We start from the raw sequence: 25,421 nt of genomic DNA on the forward strand, positions 1-25,421 counted from the left end.
CCCGTGGGGATCCGGCTCGCCCGCGTCCACGACGCCGACGGCGCCCGTGGGAGCGGGCCGCGCTTCCTCGTCGAGCGGTTGTGGCCGCGCGGCGTCCGCCGGGACGACCTGCCGCTGGACGGCTGGGCGAAGGACGTCGCGCCGAGCACGGAGCTGCGCCGCTGGTTCGGGCACGACCCGCAGCGGTGGACGGAGTTCCGCCGGCGCTACCTGGCCGAGCTCGAGTCCTCGCCCGGAGCGGTGCAGCCGCTGCTCGACGCCGCCCGCGCCGGGGACGTGACGCTGCTGTACAGCGCCCGCGACCGGGAGCACAACAGCGCCCTCGTGCTGCGCGAGCACCTGCTCGCCCGGCTGGCGGAAGACTCTTCCGCCAACGACTCTGAGTCCTAGAATCCCGGGTGTGGACGCCGACCGGAGCGCGCGGGTCGCCGCGGTGGCCGCCCTCGCCGAGCCCACCCGGCGCCGGCTCTACGACTACGTCGTCCGGCAGCCGGCCGCGGTGAGCCGGGACGACGCAGCCGGCGCGCTCGGGGTCCCGCGCCCGACGACCGCCTTCCACCTGGACCGCCTGGTGGCCGACGGGCTGCTCGAGGTCTCCTTCGAGCGGCGCACCGGCCGGTCCGGGCCCGGGGCGGGCCGCCCCGCGAAGCTGTACCGGCGGGCGGGGTGCGCGGTCGAGGTCTCCTTCCCCGAGCGCCGGTACGACCTGGCCGGTGAGCTGCTCGCCGGCGCGCTGGAGGAGGCCGACGCCTCCGGTGAGCCGCCGCGGGTCGTGCTCGGCCGGCGGGCCCGCGCCCGCGGCCGGGAGCTCGGCGACTCGGCGGGGAGTGCGGGCGGCGAGCCGCGCGCCCGCGTCGTCGAGGCCCTGGAGGGCGCCGGCTTCGAGCCCCGGACCGAGGACGGCGCGACCACGCTGGCCAACTGCCCGTTCCACGCCCTGGCCCGCGAGCACACCGCGCTGGTGTGCGGCATGAACCTGCAGCTGCTGGAGGGGCTCCTGGAGGCGGTGCCCGGCACCGGCTGGGCAGCCCGGCTGGCGCCCAGCCCGGACCGCTGCTGCGTCCGCCTCGAGCCGTAGCCGGGAGGGATTGACAGGACTGTGACCCAGGTCTCTACTTCTAGCCATCGTTGGTTTTAGAAGGAGGGTCTGCCATGACGATCCACCTCACCCGGCCCCGCGCCACGGTCGCCGACCCGGCCCACCAGGCCTTCGTGCTGCTGCGCACGGTGTTCACGATCGCCCCGATCGCCTTCGGCCTGGACAAGTTCGCCAACCTGCTCACCGACTGGCCCGGCTACCTCGCCCCGTGGGTCGACGACCTGCTGCCCGGCACCGCGCAGCAGGCCATGTACGCGGTGGGCGTCGTCGAGGTGCTGGCCGGCGTCGTGGTGGCCGTTGCCCCCCGCTTCGGCGGCTGGCTGGTCGCCGCGTGGCTCGGCGGCATCATCGTCAACCTGCTGACGGTCCCCGGCTTCTACGACGTCGCCCTCCGGGACCTCGGGCTGCTCGTCGCCGCGGTCGCCCTCGCCCGGCTGGCCGCCCGCCACGACGCCCGCGCCGAGGCCCACGCGTGAGCGAGCTCGCGGCCGCGGCGGGCACCAGCCGGAGCGGCCACCTGCGGGCGGTCCGTCCCGGCACCGGGGTCGACGTGGCCGCCGCCGAGGAGGCGGTGACCGCCCTGCTCCGGGCCCTCGGCAAGGACCCTGGGTCCCCGCACCTGGCCGAGACGCCACGGCGGGTCGCCGAGTCCTTCGCCGAGCTGCTGACCGGCCGTCCCTTCGACCTCACGACCTTCGCCAACGAGGGCTACGACGAGCTGGTCATCGCCAAGGACATCCCGGTGCAGTCGCTGTGCGAGCACCACCTGCTCCCGTTCTCCGGGGTCGCGCACATCGGCTACCTGCCGGCCGGCCGGATCCTCGGGCTGTCGAAGCTCGCCCGCGTCCTCGAGCTGTTCGCCCGCGACCTCCAGGTGCAGGAGCGGCTGACCCAGCAGGTCGCCGACTGGCTGCAGGAGCACCTCGCCCCGCGCGGGGTCGGCGTGGTCATCGAGGCCGAGCACCTGTGCATGTCCCTGCGCGGCGTCCGCGCGCCCGGCGCCCGCACCGTCACCTCGGCGCTGCACGGCGTCCTCCGGTCCGACGCCCGCTCCCGCGCCGAGTTCTTCGCCCTGACCGGAACCACCGCCTGACCCGTCCCGGGAGGTCGCCATGCCCGCCTCGAACCCGTTCGTGATCGTCGGAGCCGGGCTGGCCGGCGCCAAGGCCGCCCAGACGCTGCGGGAGGAGGGCTTCGGCGGGCCGCTCGTGCTGCTCGGCGCCGAGCCGGAGCGGCCCTACGAGCGGCCCCCGCTGTCCAAGCAGTACCTGCTCGGCAGCGCCGAGCGGGAGAAGGCGTTCGTCCACGACGAGGACTGGTACGCCGCGCACGACGTCGAGCTGCGCACCGGCGTCGCGGCGACCGGGCTCGACGTCGCCGGCTCCCGCGTCCGGCTCGACACGGGAGAGGAGCTGCCCTACGCCCGGCTGCTGCTCACCACCGGATCGGCCCCCCGCCGGCTGCCGGTGCCCGGCGCCGACCTCGACGGCGTCCGGTACCTGCGCACCCTGGCGGACTCCGACCGGCTGCGCGCCGACCTGACCGGCGGCGGGCGGCGGGTGCTCGTCGTCGGGGCCGGCTGGATCGGCATGGAGGTGGCCGCGGCGGCGCGGTCGCTCGGCAACGACGTCGTCGTCGTCGAGCCGCAGCCGACCCCGCTGTTCGGTTCCCTCGGCCGCCAGATGGGCGCCGTCTTCGCCCGGCTGCACCGCGACCACGGCGTGGACCTGTTCACCGACACGACCGTGCGCGAGTTCCGGGGGGACGGCGGCCGGGTCACCTCCGTCGTCACCGACCAGCACGCCGGGCTGCCGGCCGACCTCGTCGTGGTGGGCGTGGGCGTCGCGCCGCGGACGGAGCTCGCCGCCGCGGCCGGGCTCGAGGTGGACGACGGCGTGGTCACCGACGAGCGGCTGCGCACCTCGGCCCCCGGCGTGTTCGCCGCCGGCGACGTGGCGCGGTCGTTCGCCCCCTTCTACGGCCGGCACGTGCGCGTGGAGCACTGGGCCAACGCCCTGAACGGCGGGCCGGCGGCCGCCCGGTCGATGCTCGACCAGGAGGCGGCGTACGACCGGCTGCCCTACTTCTTCACCGACCAGTACGACCTCGGCATGGAGTACTCCGGGCTCGCCTCGCCCGAGGACACCGTGGTGTGCCGGGGCGCTCCCGAGGACGGCGCCTTCACCGCCTTCTGGACCGCCGGGGACCGGGTGACCGCCGCGATGACGGTGAACGTGTGGGACCTGACCGAGCCGGTGCAGGAGCTCATCCGGTCCCGGGTGGCGGTCGACCCGGCGCGCCTGGCCGACCCCGACGTGCCCCTGACCGAGGTCAGCGCCCCGGTGGGCTGAGCGCGACACGGGACGATTCCGGGCCCCGACCCGTGTGTCCGCCGTCCGCAGGGGGCAGGCTGGGGACGACGAAACGACCCGGAAACGACTGGACACGATCATGCCGAGCATGGACCGACAGCAGGAGTTCGTCCTGCGCACCCTGGAAGAGCGCGACATCCGCTTCGTGCGGCTGTGGTTCACCGACGTGTCGGGCTACCTCAAGGCGGTGGCCGTCGCGCCGGCCGAGATCGAGGCGGCCTTCGCCGAGGGCATCGGCTTCGACGGCTCGGCCATCGAGGGTTTCGCGCGCGTCTACGAGTCCGACATGCTGGCCAAGCCCGACCCGGGCACCTTCCAGGTGATGCCGGCGTCCTCGGGGCGGCCCAGCGACACCGCGCGGATGTTCTGCGACCTCACGCTGCCCGACGGCTCGCCGTCGTGGGCCGATCCCCGGCACGTGCTGCGCCGGACCCTGTCCAAGGCCGCCGACATGGGCTTCACCTTCTACACCCACCCCGAGGTGGAGTTCTTCCTGCTCCGGGATCTCCCCACCGACGGCAGCGCGCCGCAGCCGGCCGACAACGGCGGCTACTTCGACCTGTCCACGCACAACGTCGCGCACGACTTCCGGCGCGAGGCGGTGTTCGCGCTGGAGGCGATGGGGATCTCGGTGGAGTTCAGCCACCACGAGGTCGCCCCGGGCCAGCAGGAGATCGACCTGCGCTACGCCGACGCGCTGTCGATGGCCGACAACATCATGACGCTGCGGCACGTCGTCCGTGAGGTGGCGCTGGCCCAGGGCGTGCACGCCACGTTCATGCCCAAGCCGTTCACCGACCTGGCCGGCTCGGCGATGCACACCCACCTGTCGCTGTTCGAGGGCGACCGCAACGCCTTCCACGACCCGGCCGACCCGATGAAGCTGTCGACCACCGGCAAGCAGTTCATCGCCGGTCTGCTCCTGCATGCGAAGGAGTACACGGCCGTCACCAACCAGACGGTCAACTCCTACCGGCGGCTGCTGGCCGGCACCGAGGCACCGACGGCGGCGACGTGGGGCCGGGCCAACCGCTCGGCGCTGGTGCGGCTGCCCTCGTACAAGCCGAGCAAGGCGCAGTCGGCGCGGGTCGAGGTGCGCTCCCCGGACTCCGCGTGCAACCCCTACCTCACCTTCGCCGTCCTGCTGGCCGCCGGGCTGCGCGGCATCGAGAAGGGCTACGAGCTGCCGCCGGAGGCCGAGGACGACGTCTGGTCGCTCACCGACACCGAGCGGCGCGCGGCCGGCTACGAGGACCTCCCGGTCTCCCTCGGTGAGGCGCTCACCGCGATGCAGGGCAGCGAGCTGGTCGCCGAGACCCTGGGCGAGCACGTCTTCCAGTTCTTCCTGCGCAACAAGTGGGAGGAGTTCAACGCCTACCGGCGCAACGTCACCCCGTGGGAGCTGCGCAGCTACCTGCCCGGCCTGTAGGGGTCCGTCGCCTACCCTCGGCGGCGTGGCCCGCCTGCTCGTCGTCGTCCCCCACGAGACCGACCCACCCGCCCGCCTCGCCGGGTGGTTGCGCGAGGCCGGGCTCGAGCTCGACGAGCGCCACCTCGGCACCGGCGACGAGCTGCCCGAGACGCTCCACGCGTTCGACGGGCTCCTGGTGATGGGCGGTCCGCAGTCGGCCATGGACGACGAGCAGACCAGCCCGGAGCTGGTCGGGGTCCGCCGGCTCCTGGCCGAGGCCCGGCGGGCCGACGTCCCCACGCTGGCGATCTGCCTCGGCGCGCAGCTGCTGGCCGAGGTCGGCGGCGGGCGGGTGCGGAAGGCCGTCGACGGCCCGGAGGTCGGCGCCCTGCTGGTCGCCAAGCGCGACGCGGCGGACGCCGACCCGCTGTTCCGGCTGCTGCCGCTGAGCCCCGACGTCATCCAGTTCCACCACGACGAGATCGCCGAGCTGCCGGTCGGCGCCACGCTGCTGGCGAGCAGCCCGATGTACCCGCACCAGGCCTTCCGCGTCGGCCGGCACGTCTACGGCCTCCAGTTCCACATCGAGACGACCCCGGAGATCGTCGCGGAGTGGGCCGGGCGCGACGTGGTCGGCGTGGCCGCCAGCGGGCTGGACCGGGAGACGATCTGCGCCCGCGCCGCCGCGGTGCACCCGGACCTGGAGGAGGTGTGGGCGCCGTTCGCCGCCCGCTTCGCCGACCTGGTGCGCGAGCGCGCCCGCGCCGCGGCCTGAGTCCGCCGTGACGACGAGCGACGCGACGGAGGTGCCCCGCCGGGCCGTGGTCCGGCTGGTGCGGTTCGGTTTCCTCGACGGGGAGCGGGCCGCCCGCCTGCTGTCCGAGCCGGCCATGGGGCTGTGGGACCTCGAGCGCAACGAGCCCGCCGATCCCGAGGCCGGCCCCGTGGTCTCGGCCCTGGCGCGCACCGGCGACCCCGACCTCGCCGTCCGGTCGCTGCGCCGGCTGATCGAGTCGCTGGACCGCGAGGACCCCGCCGGCGGCTCGGCCGCCGCCCTGCTGGCCCGCCTGCGCGGCTCGGCGCCGCTGCGGGCGCGCCTGCTCGCGGTGCTCGGCGCCAGCTCCGGTCTCGCCGACCACCTCGCCGCGCACCCCGGTGACTGGACGGTGCTGGACGCCGACGGTCGCGGCCCCTCCCGGCCCACGCCGCAGGCGCTGGAGCGCCAGATGCTGGTCGCCGTCGGCGCCGACCCCGACGACCCGCCGTGGGGCGTGCGCCTGGGCAAGGCCGCGCCGGACGCGAGCCCGCAGCGCATCGGCGAGCTGCGGCTGGCCTACCGGCGGGCGATCCTCTCCCTGGCCGGGCGGGACCTCGCCGAGAGCCTCACCGCCGACGAGGTCGCCGCCGAGCTGGCCGACATCGCCGCCGCCGTCCTCACCGCCGGGCTGGCGCTGGCCGTCGCCGAGCAGCCGGCCGACGCCGCGGCCTGCCGGCTGGCGGTCATCGCGCTGGGCAAGACCGGCGGCCGCGAACTCAACTACGTCAGCGACGTCGACGTGGTCTTCGTCGGCGAGCCGGTCGACCCCACCGAGACCGAGACCGCGGCGATCCGGAGCGCCACCCGGGTGGCCGCCGCCCTCATGCGGATCTGCCGGGAGGCCGCCTGGGAGGTCGACGCGGCGCTGCGCCCGGAGGGCAAGGCCGGCGCCCTGGTGCGCACCCTCGCCGGGCACGCCGCCTACTACGGGCAGTGGGCGAGCACCTGGGAGTTCCAGGCGCTGCTGAAGATGCGCCCGGTCGCCGGCGACCCCGACCTCGGCCGCTCCTACGTCGAGGAGCTGTGGCCGCTGGTGTGGAAGGCCGGCGACCGGCCCGGCTTCGTCGCCGAGGTGCAGGCCATGCGCCGCCGGGTGCTGGAGAACATCCCGCCGGCGCAGGTCGAGCGGGAGCTCAAGCTGGGCCGCGGCGGGCTGCGCGACGTCGAGTTCGCCGTCCAGCTGCTCCAGCTGGTGCACGGGCGGGTCGACCCCTCGCTGCGGGTCGGCGGCACGGTGCCGGCGCTGATGGCGCTGTCGGCCGGCGGCTACGTCGGCCGGGACGACGCGTCCACCCTGATCGCCTCCTACCGGTTCCTGCGCACCGTCGAGCACCGGCTGCAGCTGCTGCGGCTGCGGCGCACCCACCTGCTGCCGGCCGACGAGCAGCAGCTGCGCTGGCTGGCCCGGTCCCTCGGCTACAAGCCCGACCACCGCGGGGAGGCCGTCGACGTCCTGGACGCCGAGCTGGCCCTGCACACCCGCGAGGTGCGCCGGCTGCACGAGAAGCTCTTCTACCGGCCGCTGCTCTCGGCCGTGGCGCGGGTCCCCGGCGACGCCGGGCAGCTGGGGTCGAAGGCGGCCGGCGACTGGCTGCGCGCCCTCGGCTTCGCCGACCCGGACGGCGCCCTGCGGCACATGGGCGCGCTCACCGGCGGGGTGTCCCGGTCGGCGTCGATGCAGAAGTACCTGCTGCCGGTGGTGCTGCAGACCCTGGCCGACAGCGCCGACCCCGACGCCGGGCTGCTGGCCTACCGCCGGGTCAGCGAGGCCCTCGGCGGTAACCAGTGGTACCTGCGGCTGCTGCGCGACGAGGGCCAGGTCGCCGAGCGGCTGGCCCAGCTGCTGGGCTCCAGCCAGTACGTCGCCTCCCTGCTGACCCGCACCCCCGAGGCGCTGCGCATCCTCGCCGACGACGCCGAGCTGCAGCCGCGCAGCGCCGAGACCCTGGTCCGGGCGTGGCGGCAGGCCTCCGCGCGCGCGGCCGACCCGCAGGACGGCGTCCGGGTGCTGCGGGGGCTGCGCCGCTCGGAGCTGCTCCGGGTCGCCGCCGCGGACCTGCTGGGGATGCTCGACGTGCAGCAGGTCGGGCGGGCGCTCACCGACATCGCCGTGGCCACCCTGCAGGTGGGCCTCGACGCCGCGATCCGCGTGCACGCCGCCGAGGCCGGCACCGACCCGGCCGACGTCCCCACCGACGTGGCGGTCATCGGCATGGGCCGGCTCGGCGGCGGCGAGATGGGCTACGGCTCCGACGCCGACGTCCTGTTCGTGCACCGGCCCCGGGCAGGCGCGGAGGAGGCGAAGGCGACGGCCGCGGCCAACGCGATCGCGCACACGCTGCGCCGGCTGCTCGGCGAGCCGGCGCCCGACCCCGCCTTCGAGGTCGACGCCGACCTGCGGCCGGAGGGCCGGCAGGGCGCGCTGGTGCGCAGCCTGGACTCCTACCGCGAGTACTACGAGCGGTGGATGTCGGTCTGGGAGGTGCAGGCGCTGCTGCGCGCCGTCCCGGTCGCCGGCGACGAGGCCCTCGGGACGGCGTTCGTGGAGCTCATCGACCCGATCCGCTACCCCGCCGGCGGGCTGACCGTCGAGCAGGTCGCCGAGATCCGCCGGATCAAGGCGCGGGTGGAGCGCGAGCGGCTGCCTCGCGGCGCCGACCCGGCCACGCACACCAAGCTCGGCCGGGGCGGGCTGGCCGACGTGGAGTGGACCGTCCAGCTGCTGCAGCTGCAGCACGCCGCCGAGGTGCCCGAGCTGCGGCTGCCGTCCACGGTCGGCGCCCTGACCGTGCTGCGGGAGGCCGGCCTGCTGCGCGCCGACGACGCCGACGCGCTGCGGGTGGCGTGGGAGCTGGCCAGCCGCGCGCGCAACGCGGTGTTCCTGGTCCGCGGCCGGCCCAGCGACCAGCTGCCGCGGCCGGGGACGGAGCTGGCCGGCGTCGCCCGCGCCAGCGGCCATGGCCCCGACGTCGACCCCGGCCGGTTCCTCGACGACTACGGCCGCGCCACCCGGCGCGCCCGGGCGGTCGTCGACTCCGTCTTCTACGGGCAGCCGGCCGGGGGCTGAGCGGGACCGAGGTCCCTGGTCGCCGACTGCAGACCGGAGCAGCCTGACCGCAGTCCGCACCGCGGTCGTGGGGGAATCGGCACGGGGGCGCGGATGCGGCCGCGCGGAGGTGATCCGTTGCCCGCCACCCTCGTCCGCTCCCTGTTCGCGGAGTTCCTCGGTACCGCCCTGCTGGTGTTCATCGCCGTCGGCTCGGCGGTTGCCGGCATCGAGCAGCTGGGGCCCCCGGGCGTCGCGCTGACCTTCGGCCTGGTGCTGCTCGCCCTCGCCTACGCCATCGGGCCCGTCTCCGGCTGCCACATCAACCCGGCGGTCACCCTCGGTGTGCTGCTCTCCCGGGGGATGACGCTGCCGGAGGCGGCTGCCTACTGGGTCGTCCAGTTCGCCGGGGGCATCGCGGGGGCGGCGCTGCTGCAGTTGATGGTCAGCCCGTTCGGCGGCGTCACCGACCAGACCGGCGTGCTCGGCAGCAACGACTGGGGGCCGACCATCACCAGGGGTGGTGCGTTCCTGCTCGAGATGCTGCTCACCGCGGCGTTCGTCTTCGTCATCCTGCTGGTGACGGGGAAGGCGGGTGCGCCCGGCTTCGCCGGCCTCGCGATCGGCCTGGCCCTCACCGCGGTGCACCTGTTCGGCATCCCGCTGACCGGCACGTCGGTGAACCCGGCGCGGTCACTGGGGCCGGCGCTGTTCGCCGGCGGCGAGCCGTTGGCACACGTGTGGCTGTTCGTCCTCGCCCCGCTGGTGGGAGCGGTGCTGGCAGTGCTCGTGGCCCGGGTGCTCACCGTCCCGCTGGCGGCGGAGGCCGAGCCGGAGACCGGGGCGCTGGTGGACCGGACGGGAGTGGAGCTGCCGCCGGGGGCTGCGCCCACGCCGCGCGAGCCGTCCGGCGCGCAGCAGGCGGAGCGCCGGGTCCGGGACACCTGACGGATCTGGAGTGCTTGCCTCCCGGGGACGGTCGGGCGGACCATCGGTGCAGACCGCAGTGTCCGGGAGGAGAGCGGCATGTCGGATCCCGTCCACCGTTCGACAGAGCGCACGCGCGGCTACGTCGAGATGTCCCCGGCGGAGAAGCTGATGTGCGAGTGGGAGGCCCGCCACGACGTGGCCGCCCGGGGCGGCCGGGTGGACCCCACGGCGGCACTCCTGCACCACCTCAGCCACACCCGCCGCGAGGAGCTGGAGCACCACCACGAGCACCCCGAGCGCCGGGCCCGCCAGCGCAAGGCGAGCGAGGAGTTCGCCGCCGAGCACCCGTTCACGGCCTCCTGGGTCCGGTGGGGCGAGGACCGGCGCTGACCACTGCCCCGGGAGGGTGACCCGGGTGTGACGCCCGGCCGGGTGGGGCAGGGGGGCAGGGTGCCGCAACCCCTGCCCGCCCCAGCCGATCCGGACCTGCCCGACGACGACGTCCCGGGCCGCGCCGACGGCGCCACCATCACCCCGTACCGGGACGGCCCGCTGATCGTGCGTGGCGACTTCCGGTTGCTCGACCAGGACGGCGCGGAGATCGACCCCGGCCGGGGCACGGTGGCGCTGTGCCGCTGCGGCCGGTCCGGCATCAAGCCGTTCTGCGACGGCACGCACAAGCTGACCGGCTTCACCGCACCGAGCGCGCCGGCCCGGCCCCGGCCGGCTGCCCGCATCGTGCGGGAGGGCCGGCCGGGGTAGCGCCCGGGGCTCCAGGTGCGGGGGTCAGGCGGCCAGGACCCCCTGCCCGCGCAGCCCCGAGCGTCCGGCCTCCCAGGCGCCGAGCAGGTGCCGCGCGGTCAGCCCGTCGACGGCCAGCGAGCAGGCGGCGCCGAAGAGGACGTCGCCAGCCAGGTGCGGCTCCTCGGCCACCAGGGAGCCGCACATGTCCACCGAGGCGATCTGCTCGTGGACGGCGTCGGCCTCCACGTGCTCGTCGTAGAACACCCGGGTCGTCTCGTCGAACCCGAGCCGGCGCAGGCCGGCCGAGTAGCGGCGGGAGGGCTCCGAGGAGGTCATCTCCACGGCGGTGAGGTGGCCGAGCGCGGCACCGCGCCACCGGCGGTGCAGCCCGAACAGCGACATGGTGTTCACCGAGGCGAAGGCGCAGGCGGGCGCGTCGTCCCACAGGGCGCCGTACGTGGCGTCGAGGTCGAGGTCGCGCATCAGGCCGGCGAACAGCTCGCTGTGCATGCGCGCCGGCGCGCCGCCGCCGTACTCGTCGGCCTGGATCTCCACCATGGCCGCCTTCGCCCGGCCGCTGAGCCGGGGGACGGCGAAGGTGTGCGGGTCGCCCTCCTTCAGGTGGTAGACCGACCGCAGGGTCAGGTACTCCCGCCACTGGTCGAGGGAGCCGGAGCGGGCCAGGTACGACGACAGCGACGGGCCGTCGTCGGCGGCGATCAGCTCGGTGAGCTGCCGGTCGATCGGCTCACCGGTGGCCTGCGGGTCGCCGACGAGCTCACGCAGCGCTGCGGTGTGCCGGCGCTCCAGGTGCGCGCGCAGGGTGAGCAGCGCCGGGTCCCACTCCCAGGCCTCGTCGACGCCGTCGAAGCCGCGGTAGTGCAGCTCGTAGCAGACGGCGAGGGCCAGCTGGAGGTCCTCGTCGGCGAGGGGGTCGGCCGCGGTGGCCGCGGTGCGGGCGGCGAGCTCGACGGTGGCGTCGGAGAGGGCTCCGGCGCGCAGGTCGGCGAACAGACCGGCGGTCAGCGGGCCCCGGGGCTCGGGCAGGTGCATGGGTCGAGCATGCCCACGGCCTGCCGGTTCGATGCGCCCGGGCGTGTGATGTCGCTCGGGGGTAGGACATCGGCATGAGCGCCTCCCTCGCCGACCGCGTCGTCCTCGTCACCGGCGGCAGCGCCGGCATCGGCCGCAGCACCGTGGCCCGGCTGGCCGCCGGCGGGGCACGGGTGGTCACCTGCGCCCGGGGCGGGGACCGGCTGGCCGAGGCCCTCGGCTCGCTGCCCCCCGGGGTCACCGGCGTCGTGGCCGACGTCGCCGACGCCGGTGACCGTGCCCGGCTGGTCGAGCGCGTCCTCGACCAGCACGGCCGCCTCGACGCCGTCGTCCTCAACGCCGGCCTGGGCTGGGCCGGGCTGGTCGAGGACATGCCGGGGGAGGTGGTGGAGGGCATGGTCGCGCTCAACCTCACCGGCGTGGTGGAGCTGACCCGGCTGGCGCTGCCGCACCTGTTCGCGGCGGCGGCTCAGCACGGGCGGGCCGACGTGGTGACCGTGGCGTCGGCGGCGGCGTGGTCCCAGGTGCCGCCGCTGACCGTCTACTCGGCGACCAAGGCCGGCGTGCACGGGTTCGTCAAGGGGCTGCGCCGGGAGGTCACCGCCCGCGGCGTGAGCGTGCACACCGTCAACCCCGGGCCGGTCGCCACCGAGTGGCTGGCCCGCGGGCACGGCGCCCCGCCGGCCTCGGACGCCGACGCCCCCGGCCGGCTCTCACGTGGCATCCGCAGCGAGCGGGTGGCCGAGCAGATCGGCCGGTGCCTGACCGCGCCGTGGTCGCGCACCGTCGCGGTGCCGCGGTGGATGGGGCTGGCCCGGCTCGGGGAGGTGCCGCCGGTGGACCGCGCGCTGGACCTGCTGCTGTCCCGGCAGGCCGACCGGATCCGCCGGATCGCCGCCCGGTCGGTCGAGCGGCGGACCGGTCCCCGCGTTTGACGGGTCGGAGCACAGACCCCACGGTGGGGTGTCCGGTCGGTTCCACCGGGAGGGTCCGCATGCACCCCACCGCCCCGCGCCGCGCCACGGTCCTCGCGGCCACGACGTCCACCCTGGCCGCGCTGACCTGCGCCGGCCTGGCCGCCCCGGCGGCGGCCACCCCGGGCCCGCCGCCGGTCGAGGTGCAGCTGCTGGCCCTCAACGACTTCCACGGCAACCTCGAGCCGCCGTCGGGGTCCAGCGGCCGCATCCAGGTCGGCGTGAACGCCGACGGCACGGCGCAGACCGTGGACGCCGGCGGGTCGGCGTACCTCGCCACCCAGCTGGCCCAGCTGGCCGCCGCGCAGCAGGCGGACGACACGGTCACCGTCGCCGCGGGCGACCTGATCGGCGCCTCGCCGCTGCTGTCGGCCGCCTTCCACGACGAGCCCTCGATCGAGGCGATGGGCCTGGCCGGCCTGGACTACGCCAGCGTCGGCAACCACGAGTTCGACGAGGGCCCGGCCGAGCTGCTGCGCATCCAGGACGGCGGCTGCCACCCGGTCGACGGCTGTGCCGACGGCACCCCCTACGAGGGCGCGGACTTCCAGTACCTGTCGGCCAACGCCTTCGTCACCGAGACCGGTGAGCCGCTGCTGCCGCCCTACGCCGTCCACCGGGTGCAGGGCGTGGACATCGGCTTCATCGGCATGACCCTGGAGGGCACCGGCGCCATCGTCAGCCGCGAGGGCACCGCCGGCCTGGAGTTCCGCGACGAGGCGGAGACGGCCAACCGGTACGCCGCCGAGCTGCAGGAGCTGGGCGTCGAGGCGATCGTCGTGCTGCTGCACGAGGGCGGGGTGCAGACCGGCGAGAACGCCTGGGACGTCAACGGCTGCGCCGGCCTCACCGGCCCGGTGGTGGACATCGCCGCCGGCATGGACGACGCGATCGACGTCGTCGTCAGCGGCCACACCCACCAGGCCTACAACTGCGAGCTCTCCGGGAAGCTGGTCACCAGCGGCAGCTCCTTCGGGCGGCTGGTCACCGACATCGACCTGGCGATCGACCGGCGCAGCGGGGACGTCGTCACCGCGGCTGCCGAGAACGTCGTCGTCACGCGCGACGTGGCCGCCGACCCCGCGCAGACCGAGCTGATCGCCCGCTACCGGGCGGCCCTCGGGCCGATCGCGAACGAGGTGGTCGGGACGGCGGCGGTGGACCTCACCCGGGCGCAGGAACCGGTCCTGGACGGCGCGGAGTCCACCCTCGGCAACGTCATCGCCGACGCCCAGCTCGCGGCCACCGACGACGAGGCCGGGGCGGTCGCGGCGTTCATGAACCCGGGCGGGGTGCGTGCCGACCTGCTGGCCGGCGAGGTCACCTACGAGGAGGCGTTCACGGTGCAGCCGTTCGCCAACAACCTCGTGACCCTCGACCTCACCGGGGCGCAGCTGAACTGCCTGCTCGAGCAGCAGTTCGCGGTGGAGAAGGTGCTGTACCCGTCGGCGACCGTGCGCTACCGGGTCGCCGCGGCCGGCGTGCCCGCCCCGGTGGGCGGGGACCCGTGCACCGGCACCCGCGTGCCCGACGAGTCGGTGCAGATCGGCGGCCAGCCGGTGCTCGCCGGGAACACCTACCGGGTCACGGTCAACAACTTCCTCGCCGGCGGTGGCGACGGCTTCACCGTCCTGACCGGGGCCACCAACCCGGTCACCGGGCCCATCGACCTCGACGCGTTCACCGCGTACCTGGGGGCGGGCTCGCCGGTCGCGGCACCGGCGCTGGACCGCATCGGCGCCGGCTGAGGCGGTGGCCCGCCGGCCCCTCGCGGGCCGCCGGCGGCCCTGTGCGGGCCGTCCGGGGAGGGCTACGGTCCCGGCATGGGCGAGGACCCGACGGTCACCGACCCGGGGGCGTACCGGGTGGTGTTCGAGAACGAGCGCGTGCGCGTGCTCGAGTACACCGACGAGCCGGGGTACCGCACCCGACCCCACCACCACCCGGACAGCGTCATGATCACGCTCAGTTCGTTCAGCCGGCGGCTCTACGGCAGCGGCCGCGAGGTGGACGTCGAGCTGCACGCCGGCCAGGCCCGGTGGGTGTCGGCGCAGGAGCACGCCGGGGAGAACACCGGCAGCACCCCCAGCCACTCGATCTTCGTGGAGCTCAAGGAGCCGCGGCCGGCCGCCCCCGAGGTGTCGGCGTCGCTGGGGCCGAGCAGTCCCTGACCGCGGCGCCGGAACACACCCGGCCGGTACCCCTTGTCACGACCGGTCGCGCGCTGTCTCCTGCTCGTCACGTCCCTCGTGCAGCGCCGCGCGCGGGACGGCGAGGAGGGCGCCGTGGACTTCCTGCAGCCGACGTCGTGGGCCGACGCGCTCGCCGCCCGCGCCGAGCACCCGGGGGCCCTGCCCCTCGCCGGGGGCACCGACGTCATGGTGGAGCTCAACTTCGACCGCCGCCGTCCCGCGGCGCTGCTCGACCTCACCCGCGTGCCCGAGCTGCGGGAGTGGACGGCCGACGGCGAGGTGGTGCGGCTCGGCGCCGGCGTCCCCTACGCGCGGGTGATCCGCGAGCTGGGAGCGCAGCTGCCGGGGCTGGCGATCGCCGCCCGCACCGTCGGATCGCCGCAGATCCGGGCGCGGGGCACCGTCGGCGGCAACCTCGGCTCGGCGTCCCCGGCCGGCGACGCACACCCGCCGCTGCTGGCCGCCGGCGCCGTCGTCGAGGTGGCGTCCGCCGCCCGCGGCGTGCGGCGTGTGCCGGTCGCGGAGTTCTTCACCGGCGTCAAGCGCAACGCCCTCGCCCCCGACGAGCTGATCGCCGCCGTCCGGGTGCCGGCCGCCGCCGGGCCGCAGCAGTTCTGCAAGGTCGGCACGCGCAACGCCATGGTCATCGCGGTCGCGGCCTTCGCCGTCGCGCTGCACCCCGACCGGCAGGCCGTCGGCACCGGCATCGGCTCGGCGGCGCCCACCCCGCGGCGGGCGCCGGAGGCCGAGGCGTTCCTGGCCGGGGAGCTGGACTGGGCGTCGCGCCGGCCGCTCCCGGAGGCGGTGGCCGCGGAGTTCGCGCGCCGGGTGGCCGCCGCGGCCTCGCCGATCGACGACGTCCGGGGGAGCGCGGCCTACCGGCGGCACTCCCTCGCGGTGATGGCGCGCCGCGCCGCCACCTGGGCCTGGGACGACCTGAGGAGGGCGGCCTGATGCGCGTGGCCACGACCGTCAACGGCGTCCCGCACGAGGTGGACGACGTCTGGCCGGGGGAGAGCCTGCTCTACGTGCTGCGCGAGCGGCTGGGCCTGCCCGGCGCCAAGAACGCCTGCGAGCAGGGCGAGTGCGGGTCGTGCACCGTCCTGCTCGACGGCGAGCCGGTGTGCGCCTGCCTGGTCGCGGCCGGCCAGGCGGCCGGCCGGCAGGTGGGAACCGTCGAGGGCCTGTCCGACGGCGACCGGCTGCACCCGGTGCAGGAGGCGTTCGTCGAGGCCGGCGCGGTGCAGTGCGGCTTCTGCACACCCGGACTGGTCGTCGCGGCAGCCGACCTGCTGGCCCGGGTGCCCCGCCCCACCGACCCGGAGATCCGCGAGGCGCTGGCCGGCAACCTGTGCCGCTGCACCGGCTACGAGAAGATCCTCGACGCCGTCCGGCTGGCCGCGGAGCGCCGGGCATGACCACCACCGAGGCCGGCGTCCGGACGACCGGGCGGGTCGGCGACAGCGCGCAGCGTCCGGACGGCACGCTCAAGGTCACCGGCGAGTTCGCCTACGCCAGCGACCTCTGGCACGACGACATGGTCTGGGGCGTCACGCTGCGCAGCCCGCACCCGCACGCCCGCATCCGCGGCATCGACGTCTCCGAGGCGCTCGCCGTCGCCGGGGTCACCGCCGTCCTCACCGCCGACGACGTGCCGGGGGAGAACGCGTTCGGCCTCGAGCACGCCGACCAGCCGGTGCTCGCCGCCGACGTCGTCCGCTACGAGGGGGAGCCGGTGGCGCTGGTCGCCGCCGACCACCCGGAGACCGCCCGCCGGGCGGCCCGCCGCATCCGGGTCGACTACGAGGTGCTGCCCGCGCTGACCGACCCCCGCCGCGCGCTGGACGACGACGCGCCGCAGGTGCACCCCGGTGGCAACCTGGTCCGCCACCTGCAGCTGCGCCGCGGCGAGGCCCGGCCGACGGCCCCGGTCGTGGTCGCCCTGGACTTCGAGGTGGGCATGCAGGACCAGGCGTTCCTGGGGCCGGAGTCGGGGCTCGCCGTCCCCGCCGAGGACGGCGGCGTCGACCTGTACGTCGCCACGCAGTGGCTGCACGTCGACCAGCGGCAGGTGTGCCTCGCGCTGGGCCTGCCGCCCGAGAAGGTGCGGCTCACCCTCGCCGGCGTCGGGGGCGCCTTCGGCGGCCGCGAGGACCTCTCGGTGCACGTGCACGCCTGCCTGCTGGCGCTGCGGACCGGCCGCCCGGTGAAGATGAGCTACGGCCGGGAGGAGTCCTTCTTCGGCCACGTGCACCGGCACCCGGCGACGATGACCTACGAGTTCGGCGCCGAGCGCGACGGCACCCTCCGCTACGCGCGGGCCCGCGTGCTGCTCGACGGCGGCGCCTACGCGTCGTCGACCGCGGCGGTCGTCGGCAACGCCGGGCTGCTCGGCCTCGGGCCCTACCGGATCCCGTCGGTGGCCGTCGACGCCTACGGGGTCTTCACCCACAACCCGCCCTGCGGCGCGATGCGGGGCTTCGGCTGCGTGCAGACCGCCTTCGCCTACGAGGCGCTGATGGACGAGCTCGCCGCCGCGGTCGGCGTCGACCCGGTGGAGATCCGGCGGCGCAACGGCCTGCGCGAGGGCGACCGCACCGTCACCGGCCAGGTGGTCGACTCCGCCGCACCCGTGGCCGAGCTGGTGACGCGGGTGGCCGCGATGCCGCTGCCGCCGCCCGCGGACGCCTCCGACGTCCGCTCCTGCCCGGGGGCGGTCTGCAACACCACGCACGGCGAGGGCGTCCGGCGCGGCGTCGGCTACGCGGTGACCTACAAGAACATCGGGTTCTCCGAGGGCTTCGACGACTTCTCCACCGCCCGGGTGCGGCTGGCGGTGGCCGGCGGGGAGGCCACGGTCAGCGTGCACACGGCCGCGGCCGAGGTCGGCCAGGGCCTGGTCACCGTGCAGCAGCAGATCGCCCGCACCGAACTCGGCGTCGAGCGGGTCGTCGTCGTCCCCGCCGACACCGCGGTCGGCTCGGCCGGGTCGACGTCGGCGTCCCGGCAGACCTACGTCACCGGCGGCGCGGTCAAGGCCGCCTGCGAGGCGGTGCGGACGGCGGTGCTGCAGCGGGCCGCCGTCGCGCTGGACCGGCCGGTCGCCGGCCTCCGGCTGGACGGCGAGAAGGTCGTCGGCCCCTCCGGCGAGGTGCTGGCCGGGCTCGCCGACCTGCTGGGGGACGACGCGGTCGAGGAGACCGTCGAGTGGCGGCACCGGCCCACCCACGCCGTCGACCCGGAGACCGGTCAGGGCGACGCGCACGTGCAGTTCGCCTTCTCCGCGCACCGGGCGGTGGTGGACGTCGACGTCGAGCTCGGCCTGGTGAAGGTGGTCGCCCTCGACACCGCCCAGGACGTCGGGAAGGCGGTCAACCCGGACGCGGTCGTGGGCCAGATCCACGGCGGGTCGGCGCAGGGGATGGGCCTGGCGCTGATGGAGGAGGTGGTCGTGGCCGACGGGCACGTGCGCAACCCCTCGTTCACCGACTACCTGCTGCCCACCGTCCTCGACGTGCCGCCGATGCGGGTGGAGGTGCTGGAGAACCCCGACCCGCACGCGCCCTACGGCGTCCGGGGGGTGGGGGAGCCGCCGACCATCTCGTCGGGCCCGGCGGTGGCCGCCGCGGTGCGGGCCGCCTGCGGGCGGCCGCTGCGCCGGGTGCCGATCCGGCCGGAGCACGTCACGGGTACCTGAGCCATGACCGCCCTGGACGTCCCCGTCCCCACGCTCGTCGGGCAGAGCGTGCTGGTCGAGCCCGACGCCGTCCGGATCCTCGACCGCCGGGTGTTCCCCTTCGAGCGCCGCTGGGTGACCTGCCGCGACCACGAGGAGGTCGCCACGGCCATCGAGCAGATGGTCACCCAGAGCCTCGGCCCGCTGTTCGCGGCCGCCGGTGGCATGGTCCTGGCGGCACGCGACGCCGACCGTCTGCCGACGGCGCGGGCACGGCGGGACCTGGTGACCGCCGCCGGCCGCCGGCTGGTCGCCACCCGGCCCACGAACAACGCGATCCGGGACGTCGTGGCGGAGCTGCTCGCGGTCGCCACGGTCACCGCCGACGCGGGGGAGCGCGTCGGGCCGGCCGTCGAGGCGGCCGCCCGGGACCTCGCGGAGCGCACCCGTGCCGCGCACCGGCGTCTCGGTGAGCACGCCGCGGCGCTGGTCCCGGACGGCGCCACGGTGCTGACCCACTGCTGGGCCGAGACCTACCTGACCGAGACGGTGGCCGCCGTCCTGCGCTCGGGCCGGCGGATCGACGCCGTCTGCACCGAGACCCGGCCCTACCTGCAGGGTGCGCGGCTGACGGCCGAGAGCCTCGCCGAGATGGGCGTGGCCACGCGGCTGATCACCGACGGCGCGGCCGCCCACCTGATGAGCCGCGACGAGGTCACGCTGTTCGTGACCGGGGCAGACCGGGTCACTATGGACGGCAGCGTCGTGAACAAGATCGGCACGCTGCAGATCGCCGTCTCGGCGCACGCGTTCGGGGTGCCGTTCGTGGCGCTGGTGCAGGCCCCGGACCGGCAGGCGCCGGACGCGGCCGCCGTCGAGCTCGAGGACCGGGACGGCCGGGAGGTCCTGCACTGCCTCGGGCACCGCACCGCGTCCGAGCGCGTCACCGGCGTCTACCCGGCCTTCGACGTCACCCCGGCCCGCTTCGTGAGCGTCGTGGTCACCGACCGCGGCCGGTTCGCGCCCTGGGACCTCGCGTCCCACCACCGGGCATGAGGGCCGCGACCACGCGGACCGAGGCGGTCGGCCAGCTGGTGGAGGTCGGCCGGCTGGCGGTCGAGCGCGGGCTGGTCCTCGCCAGCGGCGGGAACCTCTCCGCGAGGCTGCCCGGGGAGACCGAGTTCGTGGTGACCGCGGCGGGGACCTGGCTGGACCGGCTCACGCCGGAGGACTTCAGCGTGGTGACCCTCGGCGGCGCGGTGGTGGGCGGCGCCGCGCGGCCCTCCAGCGAGTGGAAGCTGCACCAGCGCACCTACCGCGCGCGGCCGGACGTGAACGCCGTGGTCCACCTGCACCCGCAGCACGCCGTCCTGGTCGACGCGCTCGGCCACCCGATCCGGCTGATCACCCTCGACCACGCGACCTACGTGCGCTCCGTGGGCCGGGTGCCCTACGCCCCGAACGGCTCCGACGCGCTGGCCGACGGCGCCGCCGAGCAGGCCCGCCGGCACGACTGCGTCGTGCTGGCCCACCACGGCTGCTCGGCGCTGGGGCCCGACGTCGGCATGGCCTTCCGCCGGGCGCTCAACCTGGAGGAGGCGGCCACGGCGACCTACCGCGCCCTGCTGCTGGGCGACACCTCCTGCGCCTTCCCGGCCGCCGCGCTCGGGGACCTCCACTCCCCGCCCTGACCACCCGGCCGGGCCGGGTCACCCGCGCACGGCTTCGGGGGAGGCCGCGTCCGCGGTGTGTGCACTGGTCGTGGTGAGAGGCCCGCCGACGCCACGGGGAGTGCGCAGACCGGCCGCGGGTCCCCGTGCGCCGGGGGCGCCGTCCGGCCCGCCCTGGGACCATCTCCGGCGTGCCGTTCGAGTCCGCCGACCTCGTCGTCCGCCGGGTGGACGCGGAGACCTGGGCGGTGGTCGAGCCGCTGGTCTACCGCGGCAAGCGCGACCGCTTCGTCGTCCCTGCCGGGTTCCGCACCGACTTCGCCACCGTGCCGCGGCTGGTGACCTGGCTGGTGCCGCGGTTCGGGGCCTTCACCCTGGCGGCGGTGCTGCACGACTGGCTGTGCACCGAGGGCATCACCTCCGGCGTCGTCACCTCCCGGGAGGCCGACGGGCTGTTCCGGCGGGTCCTGCGGGAGAGCGGGGTGCCGGTGCTGCGCCGCTGGCTCATGTGGACCGGCGTCCGGTGGGGCGCGCTGGCCGACCCCGTGCGGCGTCCCGGGTGGCCGGCCAGCGCCGGCGGCGTCCTCGCCATCTCGGTGCTCGCCGCGCCGCTCGTCGTCCCGCCGGCGGTCGTGATCGTGCCCGGCCTGCTGGTCTACGCAGCCGCCGAGTGGGTGGTCGGCCGGTTCGTGCCGGCCGGCACCGAGCCGCTGGTGGTCCCGACGCGCACCCCGGTGCCGCCGGACGGGCGCTGACGGGGCGCGGCCCCGTCCCGGGCCGCTCAGCCGCCCTTGCGGCGGGCGAACACCAGGCCCGCCACCTCGGCCGCGCCGGCGGCCAGCAGCACCCGGGCCATCTCGCGGAGGGAGTAGCCCTCGGAGTACACGTCGTCGACGACGAGGACCCGTGCGCCGGCCACGCGCTCCGGTTCCGGCACCGACAGCGCGCTGCGCAGCTCACCCTCCGCGATCTGCCGGCGGGCCTCCACGCCGATCCCGAGGAAGCGTCCGGTGGGGCCGGACTTCGCGATCAGGCAGGGGGCGAACGGCCACTCGGGGCCGGTCCGGTCGGCGGCCTCGACGACCAGCCGCAGGTAGTCCCACAGCCGGACGGCCCGCGGCCCCACGTAGATCGCACCGGTCGTGATGACGTCGAAACGGGACATCTCCTCGCGGCGGTCCTCCAGGAACCCGACGAGGATGCGACCCAGCACCTCCGCCCAGCTGCGGTCCTCGCCGTACTTGTAGGCGTACACGGCGTTCCACATCGCCTCCGGTTGCTCGGACACGGTGTAGATGCGGGAGAAGGAGCGGTCGTCGAGCCCGCACACGGTGTTCGGGCAGCGGCCGCCGTCCACTGGCTGCCCGCAGACCGCGCACCCGTCGGGTCCGGGGGCGGCGGGCTCCCCGCGGCAGCAGGTGAAGCAGATGACCGGCGTCCCCGACGCGCGGTAGGCGCACGTCTCGCAGGCGTCGAAGCCGGCCGGGGACGGCTGCAGCGTCGCGAGGTCGATCGGCATCCAGGACCTGCTTTCGGGGACCGCTGCGGAGCGCGGACAGGAGCCGCGACCCTAGGGCAGGGACGGTCCCGCGGTCGACGGGCACGGACACCGTGCCGCAGGGGGCTGCGCCCCCGACGGGACTCGACCAAGCTCACGCCATGACCGACTCCTCCGGGCCGCCGTTCCGCGCCGACCACGTCGGCAGCCTCCTCCGACCGCCGGACCTGCTCGACGCCCGCGCCCGCTTCGCCGCCGGCGAGATCGACGCCGCCGAACTGCGCGGCATCGAGGACCGGGCGATCGCCGACGTCGTCCGCCTGCAGCGGGACGTCGGGCTGCACACCGCCACCGACGGGGAGTTCCGCCGCGCCACCTGGCACATGGACTTCATCTACGCGATCAACGGGATCACCAAGGTGGAGGGGGAGGGGCGGCCGGTCCACTTCCACAACGCCGCCGGGGACATCGACTGGGTGCCGGCCGGGCTGCACGTCGACGGGCCGCTGTCGATCGACGAGCCGATCTTCGGCGCCGACTTCGCCTACCTGCAGTCGGTGGTCGGCGAGGGGCAGACGGCCAAGCTGACGATCCCGTCGCCGTCGATGGTCCACTACCGCGGGGGTGCGGCGGCCATCGACCCGGCGGTCTACGCCGACGAGGACGCGTTCTGGGACGCGCTGTCGGCGGCCTACCGCCAGCAGGTGCAGGGCATCGCCGCGCAGGGGTGCACCTACCTGCAGCTGGACGACACCAGCCTGGCCTACCTCAACGACCCCGCCCAGCGGGCCGAGCTGGCCGAGCAGGGCCGCGACGCCGAGCACCAGCACGAGCGCTACATCCGGCAGATCAACGCCGCCCTGGCCGGCCGCCCCGAGGGCCTGGCCGTGACCACGCACCTGTGCCGGGGCAACTTCCGCTCCTCGTGGGTCGCCGAGGGCGGGTACGACTTCGTCGCCGAGGCGCTGTTCGGCGGACTCGACGTCGACGGCTTCTTCCTGGAGTACGACGACGCCCGCTCCGGCGGGTTCGAGCCGCTGCGGTTCGTGCCGCCCGGCAAGCGGGTGGTGCTCGGGCTGGTGACCAGCAAGCGCCCCGAGCTGGAGGACAAGGACCAGCTCAAGCGGCGGATCGAGCAGGCGTCGGAGTTCGTGCCGCTGGAGCAGTTGGCGATCTCGCCGCAGTGCGGGTTCTCCTCGACCGTCGAGGGCAACGCGCTGACCCGCGACGAGCAGATCGCCAAGCTCGCCCTGGTCGTGGAGACCGCCCAGGAGGTCTGGGGCTACGCCTGATCCTCGGGCCACCCTCACCCCGCCGTCGCCGTCCTCACCGCGCGAGGCGAGGACGGCGACGGCGCGGTGAGGACGGCGGTCCCCATCCGCTCCGGTGGTGGGGCCGGGCGGGACGCCGCATGATCGTCCTGACTGCGGGCGGCGTCGTCCGGGCGCCGCCCGGCACGCAGGGAGGGCGCTCATGTCGACGACCGTCAGCAGGGACGACACCGGCGGAGGGCTGCCTCCCGACGGCGACGTCCGCCGTCGCCCGACGCTGAAGTCCGTGGTGGTCTGGGTGCTGGTGGCCGCGGTGGGCGCGGTGGCGTGGACGGTGCTCGCGCTCGCGCGCGGGGAGACGGTGTCGGCGCTGTGGATCCTGTTCGCCGCGCTGTGCTCGTACGCGATCGCCTACCGCTTCTACGCGAAGTTCATCACCCGCCGCGTGCTGCGGGTGGACGACCGGCGAGCCACCCCGGCCGAGCGGCTGCACAACGGCGTGGACTTCGACGTCACCGACCGGCGGGTGCTCTTCGGGCACCACTTCGCCGCGATCGCCGGTGCCGGGCCACTGGTCGGTCCGGTGCTCGCCGCCCAGATGGGCTACCTGCCGGGCACCATCTGGATCATCGTCGGCGTCATCTTCGCCGGCGCCGTCCAGGACATGACCGTCCTGTTCTTCTCGATGCGGCGCAACGGCAAGAGCCTCGGCCAGATGGTGCGCGAGGAGATCGGGATCGTGGGTGGCATCGCCGCCCTCATCGCCGTCTTCGCGATCATGATCATCATCCTGGCGGTGCTGGCGCTGATCGTGGTGAACGCGCTCGCCGAGTCGCCGTGGGGCGTCTTCTCCATCGCGCTGACCATCCCGATCGCACTGTTCATGGGCGTCTACCTGCGCACCATCCGGCCCGGCCGGGTGCTCGAGGCCACCGCGATCGGCGTCGTCCTGCTGCTCCTCGCGGTCATCGGGGGTGGCTGGATCCAGGACACCCCGCTCGCCGAGGCGCTGACCCTCTCCAAGGAGTGGCTGGTCCTCGCCCTGGTCGTCTACGGGTTCGTCGCCTCGGTGCTGCCGGTCTGGCTGCTGCTCACGCCCCGCGACTACCTGTCGACGTTCATGAAGGTCGGCGTCATCGTCCTGCTGGCGATCGGCCTCCTCCTCGCCCGGCCGGTGCTGGCGGCCGACGCCGTCACCGAGTTCGCCCGGGAGGGCACCGGCCCCGTCTTCGCAGGGTCGCTGTTCCCCTTCGTGTTCATCACCATCGCCTGCGGCGCGCTGTCGGGCTTCCACGCCCTGATCTCCTCCGGGACGACGCCGAAGATGGTGGCCAAGGAGAGCCAGGTCCGCCTGATCGGCTACGGCGGGATGCTGATGGAGTCCTTCGTCGCCATCAGCGCGCTGATCGCGGCCGTGGTGATCGACCAGGGGCTCTACTTCGCGATGAACAGCCCGGCCGGCGCCACCGGCGGGACGGTGGAGTCCGCGGCCGCCTACGTCAACGGGCTGGGCTTCGACACGACGGCCCAGGACCTCGCGGCGGCGTCCGCGGCGGTGCAGGAACCCAGCCTGATCTCCCGCACCGGCGGCGCCCCGACCCTGGCGGTCGGCATCGCCAACATCCTGTCCGACGCGTTCGGCTCCGGGATGGCGGCCTTCTGGTACCACTTCGCGATCATGTTCGAGGCGCTGTTCATCCTGACGGCCGTCGACGCCGGCACCCGGGTGGGCCGGTTCATGCTCCAGGACACGATCGGCAACGTCTGGAAGAAGTTCGGCGACCTGTCGTGGCGGCCGGGCAACGTCATCGCCAGCGCCCTCGTCGTCGCGCTCTGGGGCTACATCCTCTACGTCGGCGTGACCGACCCCCTCGGCGGCGTCAACCAGCTGTTCCCGCTGTTCGGCATCTCCAACCAGCTCCTGGCCGCGATCGCGCTGACGCTGGTCACCGTGCTGCTGATCAAGCACGGCCGGCTCAAGTACGCGTGGGTGACGGCGATCCCGCTGGCCTGGGACCTCGTGGTCACCATGACCGCGAGCTACCAGAAGGTCTTCTCCTCCGACCCCGCCGTCGGGTACTTCGCCCAGCGGCAGCGCTACGCCGACGCCCGGGCCGCCGGGGAGGTGCTGGCACCGGCCCAGGACCCCGCGCAGATGGACCAGATCGTCTTCAACTCCACCCTCAACGGCATCCTGCAGGCGGTCTTCGCCCTGCTCACGCTCGTCGTCGTCGTCAACGCGATCGTGGTCATCGCGCGGGCGATCCGGGCCGGCGGGTTGCCCACCACCGAGGAGCCGGCGGTCCGGTCGGAGATCGTCGAGCCCTCCGGCCTCTTCCCGACCGCCGAGGAGCGGCGGGCGATGGCGGAGCACGAGCGGCTGGTGGGTGCGGGCCGGCCGAGCGCGGGGAGCGGGTCATGAGCGTGGGGGAGGTCGCCGTCCGGACCTGGCGCGGTGTGCGCTGGTACCTGCGCGAGTGGAGCGGGGAGGCCCGCTGGGACGACTACCTGCGGCACTGCGCCGAGCACGGGCACCAGCCGATGACCCGCCGCGAGTTCGAGCGGCGGCGGGCCGACGCCCTGGAGCGGACGCCGGTCAGCCGCTGCTGCTGACGCCGTACCGAGGCCCCCGACCCGGGAACGGGGCGGGGCCTCGGCGGGTCCAGAC

At 75.3% G+C, this 25,421-nt stretch carries 25 protein-coding genes; 23 read left to right on the plus strand and 2 right to left on the minus strand.

Features of this window, described 5'->3' with window-relative positions:
• Nucleotides 1-3: 3 nt before the first annotated feature.
• From ACI78Q_RS17245 to ACI78Q_RS17295, 11 genes are all read left to right on the plus strand, one after another.
• Nucleotides 4-390, plus strand: coding sequence for a DUF488 domain-containing protein (locus ACI78Q_RS17245; protein WP_456924636.1), 387 nt, complete (start codon nt 4-6; stop codon nt 388-390).
• A 10-nt stretch (nt 391-400) separates the two neighbouring features.
• On the plus strand, nt 401-1,078 hold the full coding sequence (locus ACI78Q_RS17250) for a helix-turn-helix transcriptional regulator (RefSeq protein ID WP_456924637.1): 678 nt from the start codon (nt 401-403) through the stop codon (nt 1,076-1,078).
• A 74-nt stretch (nt 1,079-1,152) separates the two neighbouring features.
• Complete coding sequence (locus ACI78Q_RS17255; protein ID WP_456924638.1) at nt 1,153-1,575, plus strand: hypothetical protein; 423 nt, start codon at nt 1,153-1,155, stop codon at nt 1,573-1,575.
• The gene (gene folE, locus ACI78Q_RS17260; protein WP_456924639.1) at nt 1,572-2,192 is read left to right on the plus strand and encodes a GTP cyclohydrolase I FolE; all 621 of its coding nucleotides are present in this window, start codon (nt 1,572-1,574) and stop codon (nt 2,190-2,192) included. The genes ACI78Q_RS17255 and folE overlap by 4 nt, the downstream gene beginning before the upstream one ends.
• A 19-nt stretch (nt 2,193-2,211) precedes the next feature.
• Complete coding sequence (locus ACI78Q_RS17265) at nt 2,212-3,450, plus strand: NAD(P)/FAD-dependent oxidoreductase (protein ID WP_456924640.1); 1,239 nt, start codon at nt 2,212-2,214, stop codon at nt 3,448-3,450.
• 109 nt (nt 3,451-3,559) lie between these two features.
• A complete protein-coding gene (locus tag ACI78Q_RS17270; RefSeq protein WP_456924641.1) occupies nt 3,560-4,900 on the plus strand; it encodes a glutamine synthetase family protein in 1,341 nt (446 codons plus the stop codon).
• A gap of 25 nt (nt 4,901-4,925) precedes the next feature.
• The gene (locus ACI78Q_RS17275) at nt 4,926-5,657 is read left to right on the plus strand and encodes a type 1 glutamine amidotransferase (RefSeq protein ID WP_456924642.1); all 732 of its coding nucleotides are present in this window, start codon (nt 4,926-4,928) and stop codon (nt 5,655-5,657) included.
• A 7-nt stretch (nt 5,658-5,664) separates the two neighbouring features.
• Nucleotides 5,665-8,766 carry a bifunctional [glutamine synthetase] adenylyltransferase/[glutamine synthetase]-adenylyl-L-tyrosine phosphorylase gene (locus tag ACI78Q_RS17280; RefSeq protein ID WP_456924643.1) on the plus strand — a complete coding sequence of 1,034 codons (3,102 nt, stop codon included), beginning with the start codon at nt 5,665-5,667 and terminating at the stop codon, nt 8,764-8,766.
• A gap of 117 nt (nt 8,767-8,883) precedes the next feature.
• Nucleotides 8,884-9,693, plus strand: a complete 810-nt coding sequence (locus ACI78Q_RS17285; protein ID WP_456924644.1) for an MIP/aquaporin family protein — start codon at nt 8,884-8,886, stop codon at nt 9,691-9,693.
• A 78-nt stretch (nt 9,694-9,771) separates the two neighbouring features.
• Nucleotides 9,772-10,065 carry a hypothetical protein gene (locus tag ACI78Q_RS17290; RefSeq protein WP_456924645.1) on the plus strand — a complete coding sequence of 98 codons (294 nt, stop codon included), beginning with the start codon at nt 9,772-9,774 and terminating at the stop codon, nt 10,063-10,065.
• 60 nt (nt 10,066-10,125) lie between these two features.
• A complete protein-coding gene (locus ACI78Q_RS17295) occupies nt 10,126-10,437 on the plus strand; it encodes a CDGSH iron-sulfur domain-containing protein (RefSeq protein WP_456924646.1) in 312 nt (103 codons plus the stop codon).
• Nucleotides 10,438-10,461: 24 nt separating this feature from the next.
• Here ACI78Q_RS17295 and ACI78Q_RS17300 read toward each other — a convergent pair whose 3' ends face one another.
• Entirely contained in the window at nt 10,462-11,472 is a 1,011-nt protein-coding gene (locus tag ACI78Q_RS17300) for an iron-containing redox enzyme family protein (protein WP_456924647.1), read from the minus strand.
• A gap of 74 nt (nt 11,473-11,546) precedes the next feature.
• Here ACI78Q_RS17300 and ACI78Q_RS17305 point away from each other — a divergent pair, with 74 nt between their 5' ends.
• The 9 genes from ACI78Q_RS17305 (at nt 11,547) to ACI78Q_RS17345 (ending at nt 20,739) form a co-directional block, all read left to right on the plus strand.
• Nucleotides 11,547-12,407, plus strand: a complete 861-nt coding sequence (locus ACI78Q_RS17305) for an SDR family oxidoreductase (RefSeq protein WP_456924648.1) — start codon at nt 11,547-11,549, stop codon at nt 12,405-12,407.
• A 59-nt stretch (nt 12,408-12,466) separates the two neighbouring features.
• Nucleotides 12,467-14,194: a bifunctional metallophosphatase/5'-nucleotidase gene (locus ACI78Q_RS17310; RefSeq protein WP_456924649.1), complete on the plus strand. Its 1,728-nt coding sequence runs from the start codon at nt 12,467-12,469 to the stop codon at nt 14,192-14,194.
• A 75-nt stretch (nt 14,195-14,269) separates the two neighbouring features.
• The gene (locus ACI78Q_RS17315; RefSeq protein ID WP_456924650.1) at nt 14,270-14,617 is read left to right on the plus strand and encodes a cytoplasmic protein; all 348 of its coding nucleotides are present in this window, start codon (nt 14,270-14,272) and stop codon (nt 14,615-14,617) included.
• A 114-nt stretch (nt 14,618-14,731) separates the two neighbouring features.
• Nucleotides 14,732-15,592, plus strand: a complete 861-nt coding sequence (locus tag ACI78Q_RS17320; RefSeq protein ID WP_456924651.1) for an FAD binding domain-containing protein — start codon at nt 14,732-14,734, stop codon at nt 15,590-15,592.
• Nucleotides 15,592-16,056 carry a (2Fe-2S)-binding protein gene (locus ACI78Q_RS17325; RefSeq protein WP_456924652.1) on the plus strand — a complete coding sequence of 155 codons (465 nt, stop codon included), beginning with the start codon at nt 15,592-15,594 and terminating at the stop codon, nt 16,054-16,056. Before ACI78Q_RS17320 ends, ACI78Q_RS17325 begins: the two co-directional genes overlap by 1 nt.
• Complete coding sequence (gene pucD / locus ACI78Q_RS17330; RefSeq protein WP_456924653.1) at nt 16,053-18,335, plus strand: xanthine dehydrogenase subunit D; 2,283 nt, start codon at nt 16,053-16,055, stop codon at nt 18,333-18,335. Before ACI78Q_RS17325 ends, pucD begins: the two co-directional genes overlap by 4 nt.
• A gap of 3 nt (nt 18,336-18,338) precedes the next feature.
• Nucleotides 18,339-19,370 (plus strand): s-methyl-5-thioribose-1-phosphate isomerase, encoded by a 1,032-nt coding sequence (locus tag ACI78Q_RS17335; RefSeq protein ID WP_456924654.1) that lies wholly within the window; start codon nt 18,339-18,341, stop codon nt 19,368-19,370.
• Nucleotides 19,367-20,005 (plus strand): class II aldolase/adducin family protein, encoded by a 639-nt coding sequence (locus ACI78Q_RS17340; RefSeq protein WP_456924655.1) that lies wholly within the window; start codon nt 19,367-19,369, stop codon nt 20,003-20,005. The genes ACI78Q_RS17335 and ACI78Q_RS17340 overlap by 4 nt, the downstream gene beginning before the upstream one ends.
• Before the next feature lie 170 nt (nt 20,006-20,175).
• Nucleotides 20,176-20,739: a DUF1353 domain-containing protein gene (locus tag ACI78Q_RS17345; RefSeq protein ID WP_456924656.1), complete on the plus strand. Its 564-nt coding sequence runs from the start codon at nt 20,176-20,178 to the stop codon at nt 20,737-20,739.
• Nucleotides 20,740-20,765: 26 nt separating this feature from the next.
• On the opposite strand, the gene ACI78Q_RS17350 is transcribed toward ACI78Q_RS17345, so the two are convergent.
• Entirely contained in the window at nt 20,766-21,503 is a 738-nt protein-coding gene (locus tag ACI78Q_RS17350) for a ComF family protein (protein ID WP_456924657.1), read from the minus strand.
• Between the two features lie 140 nt (nt 21,504-21,643).
• Between ACI78Q_RS17350 and ACI78Q_RS17355 the strand changes: the two genes are divergently transcribed.
• From ACI78Q_RS17355 to ACI78Q_RS17365, 3 genes are all read left to right on the plus strand, one after another.
• Nucleotides 21,644-22,774: a 5-methyltetrahydropteroyltriglutamate--homocysteine S-methyltransferase gene (locus tag ACI78Q_RS17355; protein WP_456924658.1), complete on the plus strand. Its 1,131-nt coding sequence runs from the start codon at nt 21,644-21,646 to the stop codon at nt 22,772-22,774.
• Nucleotides 22,775-22,955: 181 nt separating this feature from the next.
• Nucleotides 22,956-25,175, plus strand: a complete 2,220-nt coding sequence (locus ACI78Q_RS17360; RefSeq protein ID WP_456924659.1) for a carbon starvation CstA family protein — start codon at nt 22,956-22,958, stop codon at nt 25,173-25,175.
• Nucleotides 25,172-25,366 (plus strand): YbdD/YjiX family protein, encoded by a 195-nt coding sequence (locus ACI78Q_RS17365; protein ID WP_456924660.1) that lies wholly within the window; start codon nt 25,172-25,174, stop codon nt 25,364-25,366. Before ACI78Q_RS17360 ends, ACI78Q_RS17365 begins: the two co-directional genes overlap by 4 nt.
• Nucleotides 25,367-25,421 lie beyond the last annotated feature (55 nt).

The sequence above is a fragment of the Geodermatophilus sp. SYSU D00705 genome (genome assembly GCF_054050135.1).

Coding starts and splice junctions, on each gene's coding strand:
- ACI78Q_RS17335 (WP_456924654.1), top strand. CDS start 18,339: ATGACCGCCCTGGACGTCCCCGTCCCCACGCTCGTCGGGCAGAGCGTG.
- ACI78Q_RS17360 (WP_456924659.1), top strand. CDS start 22,956: ATGTCGACGACCGTCAGCAGGGACGACACCGGCGGAGGGCTGCCTCCC.
- ACI78Q_RS17350 (WP_456924657.1), bottom strand. CDS start 21,503: ATGCCGATCGACCTCGCGACGCTGCAGCCGTCCCCGGCCGGCTTCGAC.
- ACI78Q_RS17325 (WP_456924652.1), top strand. CDS start 15,592: ATGCGCGTGGCCACGACCGTCAACGGCGTCCCGCACGAGGTGGACGAC.
- ACI78Q_RS17265 (WP_456924640.1), top strand. CDS start 2,212: ATGCCCGCCTCGAACCCGTTCGTGATCGTCGGAGCCGGGCTGGCCGGC.
- ACI78Q_RS17300 (WP_456924647.1), bottom strand. CDS start 11,472: ATGCACCTGCCCGAGCCCCGGGGCCCGCTGACCGCCGGTCTGTTCGCC.
- ACI78Q_RS17315 (WP_456924650.1), top strand. CDS start 14,270: ATGGGCGAGGACCCGACGGTCACCGACCCGGGGGCGTACCGGGTGGTG.
- ACI78Q_RS17355 (WP_456924658.1), top strand. CDS start 21,644: ATGACCGACTCCTCCGGGCCGCCGTTCCGCGCCGACCACGTCGGCAGC.
- ACI78Q_RS17340 (WP_456924655.1), top strand. CDS start 19,367: ATGAGGGCCGCGACCACGCGGACCGAGGCGGTCGGCCAGCTGGTGGAG.
- ACI78Q_RS17365 (WP_456924660.1), top strand. CDS start 25,172: ATGAGCGTGGGGGAGGTCGCCGTCCGGACCTGGCGCGGTGTGCGCTGG.
- ACI78Q_RS17290 (WP_456924645.1), top strand. CDS start 9,772: ATGTCGGATCCCGTCCACCGTTCGACAGAGCGCACGCGCGGCTACGTC.
- ACI78Q_RS17270 (WP_456924641.1), top strand. CDS start 3,560: ATGGACCGACAGCAGGAGTTCGTCCTGCGCACCCTGGAAGAGCGCGAC.
- ACI78Q_RS17310 (WP_456924649.1), top strand. CDS start 12,467: ATGCACCCCACCGCCCCGCGCCGCGCCACGGTCCTCGCGGCCACGACG.
- ACI78Q_RS17305 (WP_456924648.1), top strand. CDS start 11,547: ATGAGCGCCTCCCTCGCCGACCGCGTCGTCCTCGTCACCGGCGGCAGC.
- pucD (WP_456924653.1), top strand. CDS start 16,053: ATGACCACCACCGAGGCCGGCGTCCGGACGACCGGGCGGGTCGGCGAC.
- ACI78Q_RS17255 (WP_456924638.1), top strand. CDS start 1,153: ATGACGATCCACCTCACCCGGCCCCGCGCCACGGTCGCCGACCCGGCC.